At 54.7% G+C, this 21,530-nt stretch carries 14 protein-coding genes; 7 read left to right on the top strand and 7 right to left on the bottom strand.

Translation table 11 applies throughout. The annotated features are described in order from the left end of the window. Positions 1-66: 66 nt before the first annotated feature. Positions 67-2,247: a serine hydrolase gene (locus Q4E93_RS31640; RefSeq protein ID WP_303591954.1), complete on the bottom strand. Its 2,181-nt coding sequence runs from the start codon at positions 2,245-2,247 to the stop codon at positions 67-69. A gap of 5 nt (positions 2,248-2,252) precedes the next feature. After that, positions 2,253-3,101, bottom strand: coding sequence for a MurR/RpiR family transcriptional regulator (locus Q4E93_RS31645; protein ID WP_303591955.1), 849 nt, complete (start codon positions 3,099-3,101; stop codon positions 2,253-2,255). 676 nt (positions 3,102-3,777) lie between these two features. Here Q4E93_RS31645 and Q4E93_RS31650 point away from each other — a divergent pair. From Q4E93_RS31650 to treS, 3 genes are all read left to right on the top strand, one after another. Beyond that, a complete protein-coding gene (locus Q4E93_RS31650; protein WP_303591956.1) occupies positions 3,778-4,866 on the top strand; it encodes an N-acetyltransferase DgcN family protein in 1,089 nt (362 codons plus the stop codon). Then, the gene (locus Q4E93_RS31655; RefSeq protein WP_303591957.1) at positions 4,863-5,930 is read left to right on the top strand and encodes a mandelate racemase/muconate lactonizing enzyme family protein; all 1,068 of its coding nucleotides are present in this window, start codon (positions 4,863-4,865) and stop codon (positions 5,928-5,930) included. The genes Q4E93_RS31650 and Q4E93_RS31655 overlap by 4 nt, the downstream gene beginning before the upstream one ends. A gap of 199 nt (positions 5,931-6,129) precedes the next feature. Then, on the top strand, positions 6,130-9,513 hold the full coding sequence (treS, locus tag Q4E93_RS31660; RefSeq protein WP_303591958.1) for a maltose alpha-D-glucosyltransferase: 3,384 nt from the start codon (positions 6,130-6,132) through the stop codon (positions 9,511-9,513). Here the strand turns inward: treS and Q4E93_RS31665 are convergent. Next, positions 9,453-11,462, bottom strand: coding sequence for a T9SS type B sorting domain-containing protein (locus tag Q4E93_RS31665; RefSeq protein ID WP_303591959.1), 2,010 nt, complete (start codon positions 11,460-11,462; stop codon positions 9,453-9,455). The genes treS and Q4E93_RS31665 overlap by 61 nt on opposite strands. 164 nt (positions 11,463-11,626) lie before the next feature. On the opposite strand from Q4E93_RS31665, the gene Q4E93_RS31670 reads away from it, so the two are divergent. Then, complete coding sequence (locus Q4E93_RS31670) at positions 11,627-12,262, top strand: DUF6624 domain-containing protein (protein WP_303591960.1); 636 nt, start codon at positions 11,627-11,629, stop codon at positions 12,260-12,262. Here Q4E93_RS31670 and Q4E93_RS31675 read toward each other — a convergent pair. Both Q4E93_RS31675 and Q4E93_RS31680 read right to left on the bottom strand, forming a co-directional pair. Continuing rightward, a complete protein-coding gene (locus Q4E93_RS31675; RefSeq protein ID WP_303591961.1) occupies positions 12,247-13,380 on the bottom strand; it encodes a DUF3472 domain-containing protein in 1,134 nt (377 codons plus the stop codon). The genes Q4E93_RS31670 and Q4E93_RS31675 overlap by 16 nt on opposite strands. Before the next feature lie 32 nt (positions 13,381-13,412). Continuing rightward, positions 13,413-14,198, bottom strand: a complete 786-nt coding sequence (locus Q4E93_RS31680) for a PhzF family phenazine biosynthesis protein (RefSeq protein ID WP_303591962.1) — start codon at positions 14,196-14,198, stop codon at positions 13,413-13,415. Between the two features lie 146 nt (positions 14,199-14,344). Between Q4E93_RS31680 and Q4E93_RS31685 the strand changes: the two genes are divergently transcribed. After that, positions 14,345-15,871, top strand: a complete 1,527-nt coding sequence (locus tag Q4E93_RS31685; protein ID WP_303591963.1) for a glycoside hydrolase family 32 protein — start codon at positions 14,345-14,347, stop codon at positions 15,869-15,871. Between the two features lie 38 nt (positions 15,872-15,909). Here the strand turns inward: Q4E93_RS31685 and Q4E93_RS31690 are convergent, their stop codons facing one another. Next, a complete protein-coding gene (locus tag Q4E93_RS31690) occupies positions 15,910-16,353 on the bottom strand; it encodes a YHS domain-containing (seleno)protein (RefSeq protein WP_303591964.1) in 444 nt (147 codons plus the stop codon). 124 nt (positions 16,354-16,477) lie between these two features. Here Q4E93_RS31690 and Q4E93_RS31695 point away from each other — a divergent pair, with 124 nt between their 5' ends. Continuing rightward, entirely contained in the window at positions 16,478-17,332 is an 855-nt protein-coding gene (locus tag Q4E93_RS31695; protein WP_303591965.1) for a DUF6515 family protein, read from the top strand. Here Q4E93_RS31695 and Q4E93_RS31700 read toward each other — a convergent pair. After that, on the bottom strand, positions 17,316-18,098 hold the full coding sequence (locus Q4E93_RS31700; RefSeq protein ID WP_303591966.1) for a hypothetical protein: 783 nt from the start codon (positions 18,096-18,098) through the stop codon (positions 17,316-17,318). The genes Q4E93_RS31695 and Q4E93_RS31700 overlap by 17 nt on opposite strands. Positions 18,099-18,305: 207 nt before the next feature. On the opposite strand from Q4E93_RS31700, the gene Q4E93_RS31705 reads away from it, so the two are divergent. After that, on the top strand, positions 18,306-21,284 hold the full coding sequence (locus Q4E93_RS31705) for a DUF2135 domain-containing protein (RefSeq protein ID WP_303591967.1): 2,979 nt from the start codon (positions 18,306-18,308) through the stop codon (positions 21,282-21,284). The last annotated feature ends 246 nt before the right edge of the window (positions 21,285-21,530 follow it).

Below are 21,530 nucleotides of genomic sequence, written 5' to 3' on the forward strand. Positions count from 1 at the left end.
GACACTTAGCGCTATATTGAAAAAAGTGGCTTGGGGGATAATGATTAAGTTTGAACCGGATAGTATTCAGTAGATTTTTGATAGGAGCTCCTCAAAAGCTATATCCATCACCGGGTACGCCTTATACCCTTCGAAATCGAAATGCCACCATTCACTGGGAAAGATGACAAAGCCATGCTTCAGCATCACATCCTGCAATAACTGCCGGTTTTTCCGCTGGGTCTCGGTGACGCCGGCATAATCGGCGGCAGCCCGTCGGGTAAAATCATCGTAAGATGTCGGCATGTCCAGCTCCTTACCTGTTCTCAGATCCACCAGCGTCAGGTCCACCGCGCATCCCCGGTTATGGCGCGAGCCGGTATAGGGCGAAGCGACAAAGTTGGAATCGTGATAGGCTTCCCAAAAATCTACCGTCACCCTGTAGGGCCTGTAGCCATCATAGACCTTCACGCCATAGCCCATCGGTTTCAGCTCCTGTGCAACATCCCGCAAAGCCTCCGCAGCGGGGAGGCGCAGGAAAGCCGCCGCGGTCCTGTACATGGGACGATGCATGATATTGTTATTCGTCGCATAGCGGATGTCGAGCCGGACGTCCGGGATGAATTTGTCCAGGGCCACGATCTCCTGCCGGGGATGGGCGACCACCAGCTGCCGGTATTCCGCGACGGAGGAAATGGTTTTCAGTCCGTATCTCGCAAAGATGGACGGAGACGATGACGCGTCCGATCCCTGCCCGGGAGTGGACCGTCCATATCCTTGTCTGGCCGCCGCCTCTTTGATATGGTAGGCCTGTATCAGGGCGGGGTTCTCTGGTGACAGCGTAAAATGTACCTCCAGGTCGGCCTTTTCTCCCACGATCCGGAAGGTCCCCCGCAGCTGATTCTCCGGAACGATCTCTTCCACACGAAGGACCTTGCCAGCCTTATTGAAAAGCGTGGTAGCCTCTTTCCGCAGTGAATCGATGAGATAATCGTCAAAGAAGTTCTCGCTGAATATCCCGCTGGCGGGTGCATTCTTCCAGTCAGGCAATAAAGCCATCAGTTGCTGCTGTCTTTGGCGGAGAATGTCCGACACCGGCAGCTGCCGGGGTCTGAGCTGCGCAAGCGCTATCAGCTCCTCCATGACCTGCGCATTCAAGGCTGCTGTACCTTCATAAGTGAGGTTACAGAAGGAGACGACACCAATGCCATATTCGGGCATAATGATCCAGTTGCTGCCAAATCCGGGTAGCCCACCGCTGTGACCGATGAACTCTTTGCCCGTGCAGTTCCTGCTCCAGGAAAGACCGAAATTATAAGCCGATATACGGGGACACAATTCCCCCGCGGCATTGCGGTTCTGTGTATAGAAGCCGCTGATCTTGCCCGGCTGATGCATCTCCCGCACCGAGCTGCGTTTCAACGGTCCTGTCTCTGCGCCATTCCGGGGTGGCCAGGCCGAAAGGTGAAAGCTCATATAGCGGCTGAAGTCTTCCAGGGATGTGAGCATGCCGCCCATGGCGCCATACGCCCCGCTGTGCAGCATGGCTTCCTCTTTCCATTGGTTGTTGAGCCAGCGATAGCCATGCGCAAGATCTTCCGGCTTTGCCTCTGTATATTCCCAATACGTATGCTCCATGCCCAGTGGCTTGAAGATGGTACGGCGGATATATTGTTCAAAGGGCTCACCGGAAACCTTGGTAACGATGTGCCCCAGCAGCGTAAAGCCCAGGTTGCTGTACTCATAGGCCAGCCCGGGGGTATTGGACAAAGAGACACCGCCTTTTATAAAGTTGATCAGCTCTTCATCCGTGCGCTGTAACTGCCGGTCGCCCCAGGGATTGTCCTCTGGAAAGCCGGCTGAATGGCTGAGCAGGTGACGGATGGTGATAGGAGGGCTGTCGTCTGTCAGCGGCCGTATCTGCTTCATCTCCGGGATATATTTATACACCGGGTCGTCAAGGTCCAGCTTGCCGGCATCCCGCAGCGACAGGATCGCCATGGCGGTAAAGCTCTTGGTCATCGAAGCGATGCGGTATACGGACTTTGCCGTCACGGGCGTTCTCTTTTTAACATCGGCATAGCCGAAAGTTCCGGTGTGCACCAGCTGCCCGCCCGCCACGATGCCGTACGCGAGACCAGGAATATGGTGCTTTTCTGCATAGGCTTTATACAGGCTGTCGATGACAGGAAAGGCTACTTCCAGGTTTTGTCCGACGGCGCTGACAGAGAGAAAACACGAAAGGATAATGAGTTTGGATCTGGTCATGGTGTTTAGTTGTAATAAACGTTCTCTTCTTCCACCAGCTTTTTATAAGCGGCCGACTGCCGGGTGGATTGCGGCTTTGTCATTTCCACGATGCAATGCTTGATGGCGTTACAGATGCTGAAAGCCCCGATCAGCGGGCTGAGAAAATAATTGGGCGCCGGATGGACAAAGAGCTCATGCCTGCTATAGGCGCACAGGGGAGAATATTCACTGTCCGTCAGCGCGATGGTCGTCGCTCCCTTTTCCTTTGCTTTCTTCAGGGCTTTGATCGTCTGGTTCTGGCATTGGTCAAATCCAATGGCCAGCACGACATCGCCTTTGCCAAAATGTCCCATGTAATCGAACAGCATGCCATTGTATTCCGTGATGGCATGGGTTTGGGGAAGATGGCTGCGTAGGAGGCTTTGCAGATAATTGGCTACGTTGCCGATGTATCCCAGTCCGATGATATAGGTCTGCCGGGAGCCGATGATGGCCTGGCAGGCCAGCATGATCTTTTCGAAAGAAACTTTTTCAATGGTCCTGCTCAACATTTCCAGGTCCCTGGACAAGGCATTGCGAATGGCCTCATCCGTGCTGGTGCTGACGGCAAATTCACTGAGGACCTGGCTGAAGGAACTTTTTCTATCCGTGCGCATGAGCTTTTCCTTCAGCCTTTTTTTCAGATCGTGAAAGCCTTCCAGTCCAATACCCTGGCAAGCCTTGATGATGGTCACGGGGTCTACCTTCAGCTTTTTTGCCAGGTCGGATGTATTCATGGATATGATCTCCTCCGGATGATCAAGGACGTATTTGATCACTCTGTATTTTTTCTTGGGCAGCAGCTCCAGGTCGAGTCCTTTTAAGAAATCCATATTTATACGGTTAATCTTTTTCTAAGGTAAATGTAAGTTTGCAAAAGTCAATATTTTTATTGATTTTTTATTTTTGTCAATGGTTGCGTGTAGTTTTAGGTTTGGTTAGGTTTTTCTTTATTGGTATTCCCGACAGCTATAGGCCTTCCGTCGCTGTACATTCGGTACCACTGCGCATTTGTTGTTTATTGAGCGGATAGTCTATTGGACAGTTGTACCTGAATCTCCTACCCGAATGTAAGGCTCCTCCAGGTCATAGCTGATCGGCTGCCCACGGATGCGGCAAGAGGGGATTTGACAAGAGGATTTAACAAAGAGGATTTGACAGATAGGATTTTGACAAACGGGACGAGTTCGCAGAGATAGAGTCAGCGACTTGCCATTCCGGGGCCTTGAGGTCGACCCTGCCCTGGAACCGCCTAAATTTCGATGGTAGGGATTTTTGCATCTGTTGAATAGTGTGTCGGCTCAAGTATATTCGATGCTGACAGAAAGAGAAATTTCAGCGGTGGAAGGGTTAGGGTCGCCGAAAATGCGGAGAAGACGTCGCCGAAAATGCGGAGAAGACGTCGCCGAAAATGCGGAGAAGACGTCGCCGAAAATGCGGAGAAGACGCCCCCGACACACTAGAAAAGAAAACCCTCAGCGAAAATCACACAGCACCTAAACAAACAAAATGAACACCAACGCCATCATACTCACCGCCGGCACCCTCACCGGCTCCAACGCGAAAACAGCCCACGGACTTATCCGATCCAGCGGACGCTATACCATCATCGGCGTCATCGACGACAAGACCGCCGGTCGCGATGCCGGCGAGGTCCTGGACAAGATCACGAGGGACATCCCGATCTACGCCAGCCTCGGCGACTTTCAGCGACGCTCGGATAAAAGAGCGCAATATGCCGTCGTTGGCGTTGCCTTTGCCGGAGGTAAGCTGCCGGCGCCCATACTCGACCAGATCAGGGACGCTATCCAAGCCGGCATTTCCATCGTGTCCGGCGCCCATGACTTTCTTTCCGATATGCCTGACATACGGCAGTTGGCCGCGGAAAATGGAGTAACCCTGCTGGATATACGAAAGCCACGGCCGAAGGACCAGCTGAAATTCTGGTCAGGCGCCATTATGGAGGTGACTGCGCCGGTCATAGCCGTCATGGGTACGGATTGCGCCCTGGGCAAACGGACCACGGCCGTGATGATCACCGGCGCCATGAAAGAAAAAGGTGTCCGCGCGGAAATGATCTTCACGGGTCAGACGGGATGGCTGCAGGGACATCGCTATGGGTTTGTGCTGGACAGCACCTACAACGATTTTATCTCCGGTGAGCTGGAGCATGCCGTGGTCTCCTGCTGGAAAGAAACGGATGCCGACGTCATTTTCATCGAAGGCCAATCGGCCCTCTGCAACCCCAGCGGTCCCTGCGGCTCGGAATTGCTGCTCTCTGCACAATGCAAGGGCGTCATCCTGCAGCATGCGCCGGGCCGGATATACTACAAGGGCAAGGAAAGCACGGGCAACAAAATATCCCTGGCAAGGGAGCTGGAGCTCATCCGTCTTTACGGCTCCCGCGTGCTGGCCATCACCCTGAACACGGCGAAGCTCACGGCCGAAGAAGCCCGCGGCTACCAGGAAAGGCTGGAAAATGAATTTGGCCTGCCCGTGATCCTTCCGCTGGAAGACGGTATGCATCGCCTCTCCGAAATTGTACGGGAATATGTGGCGACATTCAAGAACATTCCTTTTAAAAGCACACCATCATGAAGATCCAACGCATCCATGTCAGGAAGGAAGACCTGCTGCTTACCCGTCCTTATACCATCGCTTTTAAGACCGTGGACGCCGTGGAGAATGGCATCATCGAGATCATCGCCGACAATGGATTAAAAGGTTACGGCGCATTCAATCCCAGTCATTTTGTGGTGGGCGAATACCTGGACGACGCTCTGGCCACGTTGAACGAGGGAAATCTTTCGGTCCTCATCGGCCGGGAGCTGGATGATATCGACGCGCTCTGTGCGATCGTGCAGCATACCTTTAAGGCCAGTCCGACGGCGCGCACCGGCCTGGAGATCGCCCTTTACGATCTTTTCACGCAAGGGCTGGGATTGCCGCTGGCGGGTTTCCTGGGCCAGCGGATCACGTCCATGCCTACCTCCATTACCATTGGGATCAAAGGTGTTGCCGGGACGCTGGAGGAAGCAAGAGAATATACGGACCGGGGATTTAAGATACTAAAGGTGAAGCTGGGCATCTCGCTGCAAGAGGACCTGGAAAGGCTGATCCGGCTACGCGAAACATTCGGGTATGGCATCGGCATCATCATCGATGCGAACCAGGGATATAATGGGACGCAGCTGTCGGCCTTTACGGCGCAAACCCGGCGCCTGCAGATCGGCCTGATCGAGCAGCCCCTGCCCGTTGGACAGGAGGACACGATGCGCCGGCTGCCGGATGATATCAAAAAGCTCGTCGCCGCCGATGAATCCCTCGTCACGCCTGAGCACGCGACAAAGCTGGCTGCCGCACCCGCCGCCTGCGGATTTTTCAACATCAAGCTGATGAAGTGCGGCGGCATAAGCCAGGCCCTGCGGATCGCCGACACGGCCGCCCGGCATTCCATCGATCTCATGTGGGGCTGCAATGATGAAAGCATCATCAGCATCACCGCCGCCCTGCATACGGCCTTCTCCTGCCCCCATACGAAATTCATCGACCTGGACGGCAGCCTGGACATGGCCAGGGATGTGGTGGCGGGCGGCTTCCTGCTGAAGGACGGCATCATGTCTATTTCCGGTAAGCCGGGCCTGGGGCTGACAGCGCTGTAAGATAGCCCGGGACAGTCCTGAGATCATCCCGGGATGTCCCTGCAACAGCCCTGCATATCCCGAAAATTCCCGTGACAGCCCACCGATACCCCCCGTGATACCCTACGACAGCCTGTGACACACCGCAACAGCCCCATTACCTCCGACTGTAGAAAAAAAGTCCCTTTCTCCCGGGCATGTTATTTGTACCCTTCCCGGTATGGCGACGACAACTCCACTGGACGATGAGCTGCATTGGTATAAGGATGCGATCATCTACGAGCTGCATATAAAGGCCTTCTGTGACGGCGACGGCGATGGCATAGGTGATTTTCAGGGTCTTCTGCAGAAGCTGGACTACCTGCAGGACCTTGGCGTCACGGCCATCTGGCTCCTGCCCTTTTATCCTTCGCCTTTAAAAGATGACGGCTATGACATTGCGGATTACTACAACATCAACCCGTCCTATGGAGATATCGCCCGCTTCCGCCACTTTTTGAAAGAAGCCCACAAACGCAATCTGAAAGTGATCACGGAGCTGGTGATCAACCATACCTCAGATCAGCATGCCTGGTTCCAGCGGGCCCGCAGGGCGCCCAAAGGTTCAAAAGAAAGGAACTTCTATGTCTGGACCGACAATCCCGATCAGTACAAGGACGTCCGCATCATCTTCCAGGACTTTGAAGCTTCCAACTGGACCTGGGACCCTGTTGCGGAACAATACTATTGGCACCGCTTCTTCCATCATCAGCCCGACCTGAATTACGACAATCCCCTGGTGCAGGAAGAGGTGCTCCGCATCATCGACTACTGGTGTAAGATGGGCGTGGATGGTTTCCGGCTGGATGCCGTGCCTTACCTCTATGAAAGGGAAGGGACCAACGGGGAGAACCTGCCTGAGACACATGTCTTTTTAAAAAAAATGAGGAAATATGTGGACGAGCATTATCCCGGCACGGTATTCCTTGCCGAGGCAAACATGTGGCCGGAAGATTCCGTCTCCTATTTCGGGGATGGCGATGAATGTCATATGAACTATCATTTCCCCGTGATGCCCCGCATGTTCATGGCCCTCCAGATGGAAGACCGTTATCCCATCACCGATATTTTCGAACAGACGCCCGACATTCCACCCACCTGCCAGTGGGCTATCTTCCTCCGCAATCATGACGAGCTCACATTGGAGATGGTGACGGATGAAGAGCGCGACTATATGTATAAGGTCTATGCCAGGGACCCGAAGGCGAAGATCAACCTGGGCATCCGCCACCGCCTGGCGCCGCTGTTGGACAACAGCCGGAGCAAGATGGAATTGCTGAACTCGCTGCTCTTCTCCCTGCCCGGAACGCCCGTGATCTATTACGGCGATGAGATCGGCATGGGTGATAATTTCTACCTGGGCGACCGGGACGGGGTGCGAACGCCGATGCAATGGTCGCCGGACAGGAACGCAGGCTTTTCAGGCGCCAATCCCCAGAAACTTTACCTGCCCCTGATCCTGGATCCCGAATATCACTACGAGTCGGTGAACGTGGAGACCCAGCGCAGCAACACGTCTTCGCTGTTCTGGTATATGAAGCGGATCATCAGCGTAAGGAAAAAGTTCAAGACCTTCGGCAGGGGCAGCCTGAAATTCCTCAATACGGAAAACCCCAAAGTCCTCACCTTTACGCGCACGTATGAAGAAGAGACGCTGCTGATCGTTGTAAACCTGTCAAAATTTTCACAGGCGGCGGAAGTGGATCTGCTGGCCTACAAAGGTTATGTTCCCGTGGATGTGTTTAGTAAAAACCGGTTTCCCGTGATCAAAGACGACGGGTCCTACTTTTTTACGCTAACGCCTTACAGTTTCCAGTGGTTTGTGCTGGAGAAGGCCCACCCGGAAATGGATGAGGACAAGCCGTTGCCGGGACTCATCCTCCGGCAATGGGAAGCATTGATGGAAGGCAGCGCCCTCCGGCAGCTGGAAAGCAATATCCTGCCGCGCTACCTGCAAAAAGTAAAATGGTTCACCGGCAAGGACAGGAGCCTGTTCCAGGTGAGCGTCTTCGACTTCATAAAAGTGCCGTTTGACGGTCGCCCGGCCTTCTGGCTCCTCCTGGAGATCGCAGAGCAGAATGGTACCTCCGGCCTCTATCAGCTGCCGGTAGTATTTATCAATAATGAACAGGCGGACAAGATCGCCGGCGTTTCTCCCGAAGCATTGATAGCCCGGGTCCGTGGCGAAGAAGGGGAGGGGGCCATGGTGGACGCATTTTTTGTCCCCGAATGGCAGGTGGAACTGTTCCACAGGATGGCGGGACACAAGCCGATCACCGCCACCGGACGGCGCATCGAATTTGCAGGTAATGGCATATTGAAGACCAGCCTGGAAAAAGGAGAAGTCATTCCCCGCATACATACATCAGACCTTTTCAATACTTCCATCACCTACAATGGCACTTTCTTTCTGAAGATGTACCGCAAAGTGGATATTGCCATCAATCCGGACCTTGAAACGACCCGGTTCCTGACGAAGGAAGCTGCATTCCAATATATCCCTGCTTTCATCGGCGATGTCCAATGGAAGATCAAAAAAGGTCCCATCGTGCTGGGATTGATGCAGGAGATGATAGAGAATCACGGGGATGGCTATTGCTATTTCCAGGAACGCATCCATAACTATATAGAACGCGTGCAGGCGGGCGGCAAGGACGTGCTGCTTTGGGAACAACGGCAGGGTACCCTCATGGCGCCTGTATCCTTCGATGTATTGCCTCCCGACCTGCAGGCCCTGCTGGGTAGTCCGGCCGCAGAACAGGCCCGCCTGCTCGGCACTCGCACTGCGCAGCTGCATATGGCCCTTGCCTCCGGCGCCGGGGACAAGGATTACAGGCCCGAAGCCTTTTCTCTCCATTATCAGCGTTCACTTTTTTCATCGTTGCAATCGCTGGTAAGGGAGACCTATCAGAACCTTTCGCGCAATAAAAGCAAGCTCCCGGCAGACATGCAGGCCAACACGGAAAGGATTACGGCCTATCGGCCCAGGTTGCTGGCGATCTTCAAACGTATCTATGCGAAAAAGCTGGATGCACTGAAAATACGTATCCATGGCAATTTCCACCTGGGACAGGTGCTGCTCACCGGTAAGGATCTTGCCATCAGCGACTACAGCGGCGATCCAACCCTCAGCTACAGTGAAAGGAGATTGAAACGTTCGCCCCTGATCGACCTGGCTTCCATGGTCCTGTCCATCCATAAGGTGGCTTTCGAGGGATTTTTGAATGACCCGCAGCTGCAGGAGGCCGACCGCATCGCTTTACGGCCTTTTGCCGCCCTCTGGGCGCACTATATGAGCGGCTTTTTTATCGATGCGTATATGGCCGGGGTAAAAGGCGCCCATTTGCTGCCCGCGGATGGGAACGACCTGGAGATGATGTGGCAGAACTACCTGCTGCAACGGGCGATACAGGCGTTTAATGAGGCATTGAGGAACGATCCTTCCCGATTGATCATTCCGCTGACCCTGATCCGGAATATTCTGCGCGAAGACGCGCCCGCCGCTCAACGGACGAGCATGACGGTGCCGGAAACCAGCCTGCGTGCGCCTGTTGCATCTTCATAATCGATCTTCCATACATAAGATCCGGCGGGCTGCTGTTGACCGTTGAACGTTCCATCCCAGCCGCTGCCGCTATTGGTCGTAAAAAAGATCATTTGTCCCCACCTGTTATAGACGGCAAAGCTGATGATTTTCTGGGGCGAGGAAGGCGGGATCCTGAACAGGTCGTTCCGGCCATCTCCGTTCGGTGTAAATGCACCAGGCATCTGTATGGCAGAAGATACGTTCACCGTTGTCTTCCCTGATGCGGTACATCCGTTGTCGGCTGTCACCTGCAATTGGTAATCGGTTGTAACGAGCGGCGCCGCAACAGGATCGGCCAGGTCCGGATTGTCCAGGCCAGCTGGCGGCGTCCACTGATAGATGGTAATGGCGCCTGTGACGGATGGGGTCAGCCGGATACTTTTGCCCCTGGCAATGGTGACGTTTTCTGCCATTGTGATCTCCGGCCTGGGATGCACGATCATCGTGATAGGATTCGTAGATGGGACGGGCAGGCTGCAGACGAGGTTTCCCGTCATAATACAGCTTACGATGTCGCCATCTGCCAGCGTGCTGGAAGTAAGCGTGTCGCTATCAGTTCCTGCGTAGTTGCCGTTGATCTGCCATTGATAGTGCGGATGGTCACCTCCGTTGGTTGGATAGGCGGTAAACTGCAACGGATCCCCGGTGCATACCTTCGTGTGCGTGGCGTCAATTGCCACGGACGCGTTTGGCTTGCTTTGAATAACGATGCGGTTGGAAGTGTCCGTCGCGTTGGCCAGACAAGGCGAATGATCCGTAATGACGCAGTAGACCGTATCTCCGCCTGCCAGATCGTCCCGGGAAAAGACCGTTCCGGTCATTCCCGTATTCAGCCTGTTGACGAACCATTGATAGGAAGGATTTACTACGGTGGACCCCGCCGTCGCGGTGAACGTGATCATTTTCCCCTGACAGACGGGGTCGTCGGATGCGGTGATTTGGATGGATGGATCTCCTCCGCTGGAAGGGGGATGCCAGTTCAAAGCGTACAATGTGTTTGTCCGTTGGTCGAAAGCGTAGTCAATGACATTCTCATCGGTGATCGATCCGGCATTCTGGGCATAAGGGTAGAGGGTTTTTGACAAGACAGCGCCCGTATGAATATCCACCACATAAAAGTAGTAATTGATGCAGGCGGCGGAAATAGGGTCTTCACCGACGAACAGGTATTTACCCGAAGCCTCGTCAATGGCATAAGCGTAGATATAAGGCAATGAAAGTGGGGGAAGTGCGGCGATAACATGCACCGTTCCCGTGGCAAGGGATATAGAATCGAATTGTGGGGCGGGCAGCGCTGGAGAAACGTCGATGCCATACAATTTACCATCGGAGTTGTTATAGACGATCTGGTTCAGACCTACGCCGGCAGGAAGATCGGACTGATACAGGACATTGCCCGTGGATGCGTCGATCGCATAAAGCGTGGGCCCGCTCAGGCAGATGTATACATGGTCTTTTTCATCAAACGTACTTCCTCCGAAGCCGGAAAATAAGGGTATGCTTTTCACCGTGTGCACGACGCCGGTGGCAGGCTCTATCCAGGAAAAATACCCCGCCCCCGTGCCGTCGAGATAAATGGCGTATAAGGTGTCTTTGACATTGTCATATTGCAGACCGCTTATATTGCCCTTTGCAAAGTTGGAAGGCAGCGGCGGCATGGAAATGGATGCGCCCGATGTTGCGTCCACGGTGAAGAGATCAAAGGGTAGGGCCCCGGTAGCATTACCCTGGAAGAAAAAGCGATGATGATTTTCGTCATAGGCGGAATTGCCCGTTATCCATGTCACCCCCTGGATCTTGGCCAGGCGGTTGAGAGAAAGATCTGAAGGATTGAGCGTGGCGAAGAACTCATACTGCGCAAAGGTCGGGGAAGCGCAAATCACCGCCAGGCAAGCTATCAACAATATATGTCTGGAAATTGCAGTCATGCTGAAAATTCAATGCCGGGAGAGGGTACAGGGGGTAAAGTTTCAAACGCGCGACTGGTCGGGGAATGATGTAATTTTCAAATATAGGACTATTCGGGTAGCAGACAACCTGATTTCCGCCTTCATCGGGACATTTTTTCTATATTTGGCTATATCGACCGTTCATGAAAAAGACCCTTTTGATCGCATTGTCCCTCTTCCACCTCGCCGTCTATGGCCAGGATTCCGCCGGCGTCAAAAAAGATAGTGTTCCCGCTACCCCCTGGGCCCTTTACCATGCCATCGAGGCAAGGCTGGACACCGTACTGGACGATGACCAGTCCGCCCGCCGGAAGTTGGACGAGTTTTCCAAACAGCACAATACCCGGAGATCAGACTCCCTGTGGAAAGTCATTCGCAAAAAAGATGATGCCAATCTGGCCAAGGTGAAAGATATCCTGGATAAATATGGCTGGCTCGGCATAGATGAGATCGGCGAGAAAGCCAATCTGGCCTTGTTCCTGGTCATTCAGCACGCGGATTCACTTACACAGGTGACCTACCTGCCGATGATGCGGCTGGCCGTAAAGGATGGGAAAGCGAAGGCGGAACACCTGGCCTTGCTGGAGGACAGGGTCCTGACAAATCAGGGGAAGCCGCAGATCTATGGCAGCCAGGTGCGGACCAACAGAGCCGGCAAAAATGAATTCTTTCCCATCGGGGATGAGGGCAATGTCAACAAGAGGAGGGCAGCCGTGGGGCTTGAACCATTGGAAGAATATGCCCGTAATTTTGGCATCGATTATCACCTGCCCAAATGATCGACGTCCACTGTGGGAGAGGTCTCGTTGGCGTCGGCAGGCCGCTGCCACCAACTGTCCAGCGGCGTATATTGGGAGAAGAAACCGCAATTTTGCAGATAGAAGGCCGTCCCTTTCACCCCGCCCGCATAATCCATCCTGTATCCCTTGCGCGCCGTATTGTCGCCCGTAAAACGCGCTTTGTGTAAAGGCAGCCATTTCCCTTCCGGCGTCCTGATCCACTGGTGATCGAAAAGCACGTACCGGGTCTTATCCCCCTCCTCCGGGTCGAAATTTTCAAGGAAAGAGTGGATGCCCGTGAGCCAGCTTTGCGTCTGCGGCCTGCGAAAGCCCGCAATCAGTCTCCACTTCCCTTCTTCCGGCGCATAGAACCAGGCGGTGAATTCCGTATAGTTGCCCGCCACGGGCCGGGCGTGCAGCAGGAAACGGTAGGTATTGCCCGCCTTCCACATAAAATGGAGATAGCTCTGTCCTCCGGAGCCTTCGTTACCGAACGCGCCAATGTGTACGCCTTCGCCTTTTTGCACCAGCAGGATCTTCTGGCTGTCCGGGACCGCGGCAGGATCGTCGGTATTGAATGGGCTCCAAACGGAGAAAAGTATGCGCCGTTCCTTTGGGGAGTTCACCTGCATCCCGAAATAACCCTGGGCGAATCCATCCGCCATAAAATAGGAGCCTTGCACATCCTGTCCCGATGGAACAAAGACCTCATTGTAGAACCATTCCGCTTGCGTGTCTTCGGGCAGGGGATAGTTCAGGTGTACAGAAGGTCCGCGACGCCCCCAGTAGAAGAAATTCCCTTCATTGTTGGGCACATAGGCTGCGCCCTGTATGGCCGTGCCTTTCAGGGTGATGCTTTGCACTGCGGGGCCGGACAGCTTCAAAGCCTGATATCCCGTGTCCCTGATATTGAAGGTGGAGATGACGTACTGGCCCGTTGTGACATACAAGCTGCCGGTATGCCTTAGCCGGAAATAGACGGTGTGAAGGGAGGGGCCGCTGCTCCAGGCATTGCCGCCGAAGGGCACGTCGACGGAATTCGTGCCGCTCTGAGCCGGGACCCGCAGGGCAGCCAATAAGAACAAACCTGTTTTCAACCACCTTTTTGCCTTTGTCATGAAGTTATTTTTTAGGTTGCCGTAAAGGTGAATTATATAGTCATCCTGCCTTCAATGATGGTGACGGCCTCTCCGCTCAGCAGGACCCTGTCGCCCGTCAAAGTTATCTTCAGCTCCCCGCCACGGGGTGAAGCCTGGTAAGCAAAGAGCTCCTTTTTGCCCAGCCGCTCCGCCCAATAAGGTCCAAGGCTGCAATGGGCCGTGCCCGTGACATGGTCTTCCAAAAAGCCGACAGGCACCGCGAAATAACGTGAGATAAGATCATAGGGCCCTTCGTCCTCGCCCCTGGCTGTAATGACACAGCGATAGTTTTTCAGCAGCTCGCTGTCCGGCACAAAATCCCTGACGGCAGCCGCGGAAGAGAGCTCAACGATAAACCGGTCGACACTATACGCGACATTCACATACCTCCCGGAAAACAACTGCTCCAACTCTGACGGCATCTCGCAGGCGGCATGGCGCCTTGCGGGGAGATCCAACCCGATCCAGCCTTCATTCCTGGTAGCGGTGAGCACCCCGCTGTGCGTTGAAAACCGGATCGGCTTATCCGCCGGCTCCCAGCCCGTCTCCCAAAGGATATGCGCCGTAGCGAGCGTGGCATGACCGCAGAGCGGCATTTCCATCAATGGAGAGAACCAGCGAAGACGATACCCCTCGGAAGTGGTCATTAAAAAAGCCGTTTCCAGGTGGCTGTTCTCGGCTGCGATGGATTGCAGCAGGTGATCCGCCACGGGAGTCTCCAGCAGACAAACGCCGGCGGGATTGCCTTTGAAGGGCCGGCTGGTAAAGGCGTCTACCTGGTAAAATGGGATGTTCATCGATGGGAGGTTTTAATGAGCCTGCGGTGATAGTCGATCAATTTATTTTCCTATGCAAAGATGCAGCAATCGTACAATACTTTCAATAATGCATGCTGCCTTCATATCTAATATAAATCATACATTTAGGGATAAAACCATTCCCCATGACCCTTGCCCGGTGGATACTGACAGGCGGATTGATGTTTTCCCCGTTGATCTTTGTTGCGCAGCCCCCTGCGGCCGCCTACCGGGAGCCCTTCCGGCCTCAGCTGCATTTTTCTCCAAGGGAAAAGTGGACCAACGACCCTAACGGTCTCGTCTATTACAAAGGGGTGTATCACCTTTTCTTTCAGCATTACCCGGGCGACATCATCTGGGGGCCCATGCATTGGGGCCATGCTACCAGCAAGGACCTCATCCATTGGCGGCAGCAGCCCATCGCGCTTTATCCCGATAGCCTGGGCTATATTTTTTCCGGTTGCGTGGTGGTGGACTCCGCCAATACCAGTGGGTTCGGACAAAAAGGGAAGGTGCCCCTGGTGGCCATCTTCACGCATCACGACCCCGCAGGAGAAAAAAAAGGAAATAAGGATTATCAGTATCAAAGCCTCGCTTATAGCCTGGACGATGGCAATACATGGATCAAGTACAGGCAGAATCCTGTACTGAAAAATCCCGGCATCGCGGACTTCCGTGATCCCAACGTGATGTGGTACAAGCCGGGGAAAAAATGGGTGATGACGCTGGCGACAAAGGACAGGGTCACATTTTATTCTTCCCGCGACCTGAAAAGCTGGACCAAAGAGAGCGAGTTTGGGAAGGACCAGGGTGCGCATGAAGGCGTGTGGGAATGTCCCAATCTTTTTCCCATGCAGCTGGATGGCGCCACCCATTGGGTGCTCCTGGTGAGCATCAATCCCGGCGGACCCAACGGAGGATCGGCAACGCAATACTTCATCGGGCAATTCGATGGCAAAAATTTTTACACAGGTGGCAGCACAATCAGGTGGATCGACTACGGACCGGACGACTATGCCGGCATCACCTGGAATAATACGGGAAAAAGGAAGATATTCCTCGGATGGATGAGCAACTGGATCTATGCCAACCAGGTACCTACCACCGCATGGCGCAATGCCATGACCCTGCCCAGGCAGCTGCGGCTGGTGCGTGCCGGGGGAGGAGGGGAGATCTATCTCAGCTCGCTGCCTGTGCAAGAACTAAACAGCCAGGCGGCAAAGCCTGTCATTATGAACGGCGTTCCCATCGATTCTTTGACGGATCTTTCCGATAAGATCCACGCTTCCGCCACCCAGTACAAATTGACGCTGCACGCGGATAGCATCAAAGATTTCTTTATTACTTTTTCTAACCCGCACGGACAGCAGATGGCCCTGGGATATGAGAAAGCATCCAACCGGTGGTACATCGATCGTGCACTTTCCGGTAAGACGGACTTCAACCAGGAATTTCCGAAAAAATTCTTTTCTCCCAGGATCGCTGCCACTAAAACGCTGGATCTGACGGTGGTGATGGATGTCTCTTCGCTGGAGCTATTCGCCGATGGCGGTCTCACCGTGATGACGGCGGTGTTCTTTCCCGATGCACCGCTGACCCGGTTGCACATCGGCACCAATGAGCCCTGGAAGATCCGGCAGCTGTCTTATACGCCGCTGCGGTCCATCTGGTGAGAAAGATGCCGTATTCCAATCAAGGGAAGGTAGGCATGCTACTCCTTGTTCTTTATCGCCGGCCAGTTCTTATCCGCCTTTTGAATATACCCTGCCTGGTCCTTGCTCCACGTTTTTTTGATGTCCGCATCGTAATTCAAATAGAGCTTGCCGCCCACGACCGTAAATGCCTGTGGATCGGTGGGCGCTTTGTGTCCCTGGGAGGTGCCATAGGCGCAGTATCCGCCGTATTGTGGCGCATACTGATCCGGGTTAGCTTTGAAAAGGTCCAGGTCCTGCTGGCTGGCGAATAGCCATTTGGCATCCTTCCAGGTATAGGAAAACCTGGCGTCACCCTTCACCGCCTTGCCTTGTTTGATATAGGCCACGGCGTCATAGCCGTGGATAGCCCCGTCGGAGGTTTTGTATATTTCCGATTTCTGCGCGAAGGCCGATACGGCCAATGTGAAGATAAAGCCTGTCAATAAGATTGATTTCTTCATAATTGAATAATTTTTATAAAGGTAGGGGCGCCCCTCGCCAGCCCTGCGTCAACCATTTGACAGATGCTTCATAATAAATGATTATTAACCATTATTTTCCTACATTCAACGCAAAATCGTGTCCATGAGCAGTCGGAGATTATTATATATCATACTTTGGATAGCGCTTCCCGGAGTAATGGTAGCGCAGTCGACCCGTCCCACACCATCCGGCCGCCCGACGACGCGGCCCGGGAATCCCGCACAGCGGCCTCCCGGCAATGCCAGACCGCCGGCGGCCAGACCGCCCGTTTCACGCCCCCCGGGCAACGGACGCCCGCCAGGAAATACACGTCCACCGGCCGGCGGACGCCCTCCCGGCCATACGCGTCCCCCGGGTACTCGTCCTCCCCATTACAGACCACCTCATCATAAGCCGAGACCTCCCATCAGCCATCGCCCTCCGGGCTGGGGACCGCACCGTCCGCCGTATACCCGGCCGCCCCATTTTTGGGAAGGACATCATTATTACACCTACCACCGGTATTATTACCATCCCTACAGGCCCTACGTATACGGCCCTGCATGGCATCCCGTGGGATTTTTTGTCAATGTCCTGGCCGCCTCTGCGGCCGTGGTGGTGATCAATGATATGCATTATCATTATGATGCGGGAGTATTCTATCAGCCTTATAATGGCGGCTACCAGGCAGTGGCGCCTCCGCCCGGCGCCGTCGTCCCCGAATTGCCGCCGGACAGGACGGCCGTGCGGGTGGGGGATGATACCTTCTTCTATTTCGGAGGCATCTTCTACGTGCAGGTACCGAATGGCTTCCAGGTGGTGAAAGCTCCTGCCGGCGCCATCGTCTACAATTTACCGGAAGGATGTACCCAGGTGCGGGCAGGAAATATCACCTATTTACAATACAACGGCGATTATTATCAGCCCGTGGAAGTGGACGGGCAGCCGGCCTATGAGGTGGTCAATATAGAGGAGTAGCGCTGCCTTCTCTTTCTATGACCTCCACGCGGCGGGGCGCTACGACGGCCACGCTTTTGGCGGTTACCCGCGGGCGCGCCGGTCTGACGGGCTCCATGGTCCGTACAGGCTCCGCGGATCTGGCCGGTTGCACAGTCTCAGCGGCTCGTGCGGACCCGGCGGCTCTCCGGGTGTCTCCGGTCTGTACCGTTCTCCTTGTCTCCACCTCTTCCGCCTCCGGCAATATCATCCCGGGCACCGGACGAGCTATGGCCGTCCGGTTGACCCTTTTGACAAGGGTCCGCCCGCCGATGATAAAACATAGCAATAGGATAAAGCCACCCCTTAAAGGAAGAATGCTGTACTCCGAAAAAGGGGTATGGATATCTGCCTGGATACCGAAGGAATCAATGCCGTTGCGCACCTGCCGGGGAAGAAGCCCCTGCGCAAAATGATAGACCAGCGCCCCCGCCGACATCCAGAGCGCCAGTACAATGACACCTCCCCAGATGGTGCTGAGCCTTCCGGTGGGAGCGAACTCCTGACGGACGGGAGAGGCGGTGGGGGTCATCGAATATAAAAGGGAGAAAAGCACGGCCACGGGCAGCGGGTCGATCTGTGGCAGGGCTACCGGTATGTCCAAAAAAACAAGCATCAGCCGGATGCCGCCCAGGTCCGCCACCCAGGGGATGACCCGCATTATTACATATCTGTCCAGTAAGATCGTGATCACAAACAACACCAACACAATACGCAGGGGCCGGTGACGGCCATAGTCGGCATTCATGCAATGATTTTTAATAAAGTTATGTACAGGTTGGATCGATAGCTATTCAGGGGATCTTGGAGGGAAATTCAGGTAAAAACGCCGGGAAAGAAAAAAACCATATGGCCGAAATGTCAAAACATCGTTAAAGTCCCCCGGCCCGTGGAAAAGGGGCGCAAACCGTATGTAATTTCTCCGGCCCCTGCATCCAATCCTGAAATAGCTTTTATGCAACCCAAAACCAATATGGTGAGGCTGGCAGCCGTCCTGTTATTGTCGGCCGCCGCTCACACTCTCCGTGCCCAGGTGCCCTTTATGAAAGTAGACGGAAAGGAATCCAACCTCGTCTATCTCCAACAGCTGGACGTAGACGTTCGCATCCACGGCAACATCGCCACCACCGTCTGGACAATGACCTTTAAGAACAGCACTGGCCGGATACTGGAAGGCGAGCTGCACTTTCCCCTGGCGGAAGGCGTCACCGTGGCCCGTTATGCCCTGGACATCAACGGCAAAATGAGAGAGGCCGTGCCCGTGGAAAAAGAGAAAGGTACCATGGTCTTCGAAAATATCGAGCGGCGCAGGGTGGACCCCGGCCTCCTGGAAAAAGTAGAAGGCAATGGGTTCCGCACCCGCATCTATCCTATCACGCCCCATGGCGTACGCACCGTGCTCATAGGCTATGAAGAGGAGCTGCCCATCGGGAGCTCATCCTCCCTGCGCTGGCGCCTGCCCCTGGCGTTCTCCCATCCCCTGGAAACATTCAACCTCAGCGTGCAGGTATTTCGTGGCGCCGTCAGGCCCGTGATAGAAGAGAACATCGACGACGCCTTCCGTTTTGAAGCATGGGAAGACACCTGGTCGGCCACCCATCGCTGGGAGCATTTCAAGGCCGATAGGACGCTGACCATCCTTATTCCGAAAACGCCCGACGAACAGGACGTGATCATGCAGCAGCTGGGAAATCATTACCTGTATCTGCTCAGCGCCTTCCCCAAGCCGAAAAAGATTGCCAAACCCCTTCCGCATCATATCACGCTGTTCTGGGATGCCAGCCTCAGCGGCCTCACCCGCGACCATGAAAAAGAGCTGCGACTGCTGGACGCTTATTTCCTGCAGCTGCAGGAGGTGGAGGTCACCCTGGTGCCCTTCAGCTATATCACACAAGCTGCGGCGCACTTCACTATTCACAACGGGCAGTGGCAATCGCTGAAGGATTCACTGTCGCATACCGTCTATGACGGCGCAACGCAGTTCGGCGCCTTACGGCCGGACGAATATCCCTGTGATGAGTACCTGCTGTTCAGCGATGGGCGCAGCAATTACGGCAGCGACCGGATGCCCGCAGCTTCCAAACCCCTGTATGCCATCGTCGCCACCGCGAAGACCGACTTCCCCTTTTTGCGTGATCTCACGGAAAGGACAGGCGGCGGACTCATCAACCTGGAGTCGGGCACCATCGACGAGGCGAAGGCGCAGCTGTTGTACCAAAGCCTTTATTTTATGGGCGTCAGGAGCGACCCTGCCCTGCAGGAAAGCTATCCTTCCCAGGCAACCCCCGTCGTAAACAGTATCTCCGTGGCGGGCATCTGCTACCAGCCGGCGCACCAGGTGGTACTGCAGTTCGGCTATGGCGGCAAGGTCGTCAGCGAGACCCGGGTTGCCCTGGACTACGCCCGCCAGAAAGCGCCCCGGATCGATCTTGAGAAGGTATGGGCGCAAAAGAAGATCGCCCAGCTGGACAGGCATTATGAGGACAATAAGCTGGAGATCCAGCAGCTGGGCCGGCGTTATGGCCTCGTCACCAGGAACACTTCGCTCATCGTGCTGGAATCCGTGGAGGACTACGTCACCTACAACATCGAGCCCCCGGCCGAGCTGCGGGAGGAATATGACCGTCTGATAAAGGCCAGGGGCCGGGTGGAACGGGACAGGCGCCGCGCGACGACGGAAAATGCGGAGGAATATTTTAATCAGCTGCTCACCTGGTGGACGACGGAGCATAAATATGTCAAGCCCGCGCCGGCGGTGAGGAACAGGCCGTTGGCTGCAAATGCCGATACGCTGAGGAACGGGATCTCCGCTCAATACAGGTCTTCCACTTCCCGCGCCGATGCCACTTCCCGCGCCGATGCCATTTCCTGGGAAGCCGCCCCACCCAGTCGCGCGCTGGAAGGACGTGTCGCTGGCCTGAACGTCACCTATGGCTATGCCAGCGGATCAGCCAACAAGGCAGCCGATAAAAAAGACGAAGAAAAAGTATCGGAGCGCGAACCCGCCCCTTCCTCCGGCCAGTTCAAAGCCTTCCACCGCGAAATACAGTCCGCCTACCTCACCCGGCTAAAAAAGACGCCCGCCGGCGGACAGTATGCCGTCTATCTGCAGGAACGCCAAACGCAGCTCTACACGCCCGTCTTCTATTTCTACACGGCCCATTTCTTTTTCAGGCAGGGCAAAAAGGAGCTGGGACTGCAGATCCTCTCCAACATCGCCGAGCTGGACATCGAGAGCTATGAGTTGTATAAGATGCTGGGATACGAGCTGCGCAGGCTGGGAGAATCCACCGCCGCCTGCGCCGCCTTTAAAAAAGTGCTGGACTGGCGCCCCTTCGAGCCCCAGAGCTACAGAGACTATGGTCTGGCGCTGCAGGACGCCGGCCATTACCAATCGGCCCTGGATACCCTGTACACCGCCCTGGTGAAAAATTACGATGCCGATGTCAGCGCGCTTTACCCGGGCATCGAGGAGACCATCCTCCCCGAGATCAACAACCTGGTGGCGCTGAAAGGCGATAAGGTCAATTTCAGCAGGATCCCCCAAAAGCTCCTGAAGAATATGCCCGTGGACATCCGTGTCGTCCTCAACTGGAATATGAGCGATACGGACATCGACCTCTGGGTGACGGACCCCAACGGCGAGAAATGCTATTACAGCCATAAGGAGACGGCACTGGGAGGACGGATCTCCAGTGATTTCACCCGCGGACTGGGCCCGGAACAGTTCCTGCTCAAACAGGCAATAAAAGGCCGGTACAAGGTAGAGGTAAACTATTACGGAGACACACAGGTAAAGCTGGCAGGCCCCACCACGATCATGGTGGAGATCTATACCCATTATGGTACGGACCGGCAGACACGCAAGCTCATTCCCCTGCAGATGCAGTCGTCCGATGAAAAAACAGTGCTGGTAGGGGAGTTCACGTTCTGACACGGTTATGACCCGATTCGACACGGCTGTTGCCAAATATGCACAGTTATCAAGTGATCTGCCACGGTGATCTTTTTGTTGGTATCTTGATCCTGCTTAGCGCTTTTGTTGTCAATATTGTTCAGGTAGATGATATGGCAATGCCAGCGTAGGTTAGGGTTGCACCTAACAAAGGTTTGAATAATTTGCTTTGTTCAAGGCTCGCCATCTGGCGAGCCACCTCTGAAGAGAGTTCCCTCCCTTTAG

This window comes from Flavitalea plasmicola (assembly GCF_030546645.1).
Taxonomy (GTDB): domain Bacteria; phylum Bacteroidota; class Bacteroidia; order Chitinophagales; family Chitinophagaceae; genus Puia.

Coding starts and splice junctions, on each gene's coding strand:
- Q4E93_RS31680 (WP_303591962.1), bottom strand. CDS start 14,198: ATGAACATCCCATTTTACCAGGTAGACGCCTTTACCAGCCGGCCCTTC.
- Q4E93_RS31670 (WP_303591960.1), top strand. CDS start 11,627: ATGAAAAAGACCCTTTTGATCGCATTGTCCCTCTTCCACCTCGCCGTC.
- Q4E93_RS31665 (WP_303591959.1), bottom strand. CDS start 11,462: ATGACTGCAATTTCCAGACATATATTGTTGATAGCTTGCCTGGCGGTG.
- Q4E93_RS31705 (WP_303591967.1), top strand. CDS start 18,306: ATGCAACCCAAAACCAATATGGTGAGGCTGGCAGCCGTCCTGTTATTG.
- Q4E93_RS31645 (WP_303591955.1), bottom strand. CDS start 3,101: ATGGATTTCTTAAAAGGACTCGACCTGGAGCTGCTGCCCAAGAAAAAA.
- Q4E93_RS31640 (WP_303591954.1), bottom strand. CDS start 2,247: ATGACCAGATCCAAACTCATTATCCTTTCGTGTTTTCTCTCTGTCAGC.
- treS (WP_303591958.1), top strand. CDS start 6,130: ATGGCGACGACAACTCCACTGGACGATGAGCTGCATTGGTATAAGGAT.
- Q4E93_RS31655 (WP_303591957.1), top strand. CDS start 4,863: ATGAAGATCCAACGCATCCATGTCAGGAAGGAAGACCTGCTGCTTACC.
- Q4E93_RS31650 (WP_303591956.1), top strand. CDS start 3,778: ATGAACACCAACGCCATCATACTCACCGCCGGCACCCTCACCGGCTCC.
- Q4E93_RS31700 (WP_303591966.1), bottom strand. CDS start 18,098: ATGAATGCCGACTATGGCCGTCACCGGCCCCTGCGTATTGTGTTGGTG.
- Q4E93_RS31685 (WP_303591963.1), top strand. CDS start 14,345: ATGACCCTTGCCCGGTGGATACTGACAGGCGGATTGATGTTTTCCCCG.
- Q4E93_RS31690 (WP_303591964.1), bottom strand. CDS start 16,353: ATGAAGAAATCAATCTTATTGACAGGCTTTATCTTCACATTGGCCGTA.
- Q4E93_RS31695 (WP_303591965.1), top strand. CDS start 16,478: ATGAGCAGTCGGAGATTATTATATATCATACTTTGGATAGCGCTTCCC.
- Q4E93_RS31675 (WP_303591961.1), bottom strand. CDS start 13,380: ATGACAAAGGCAAAAAGGTGGTTGAAAACAGGTTTGTTCTTATTGGCT.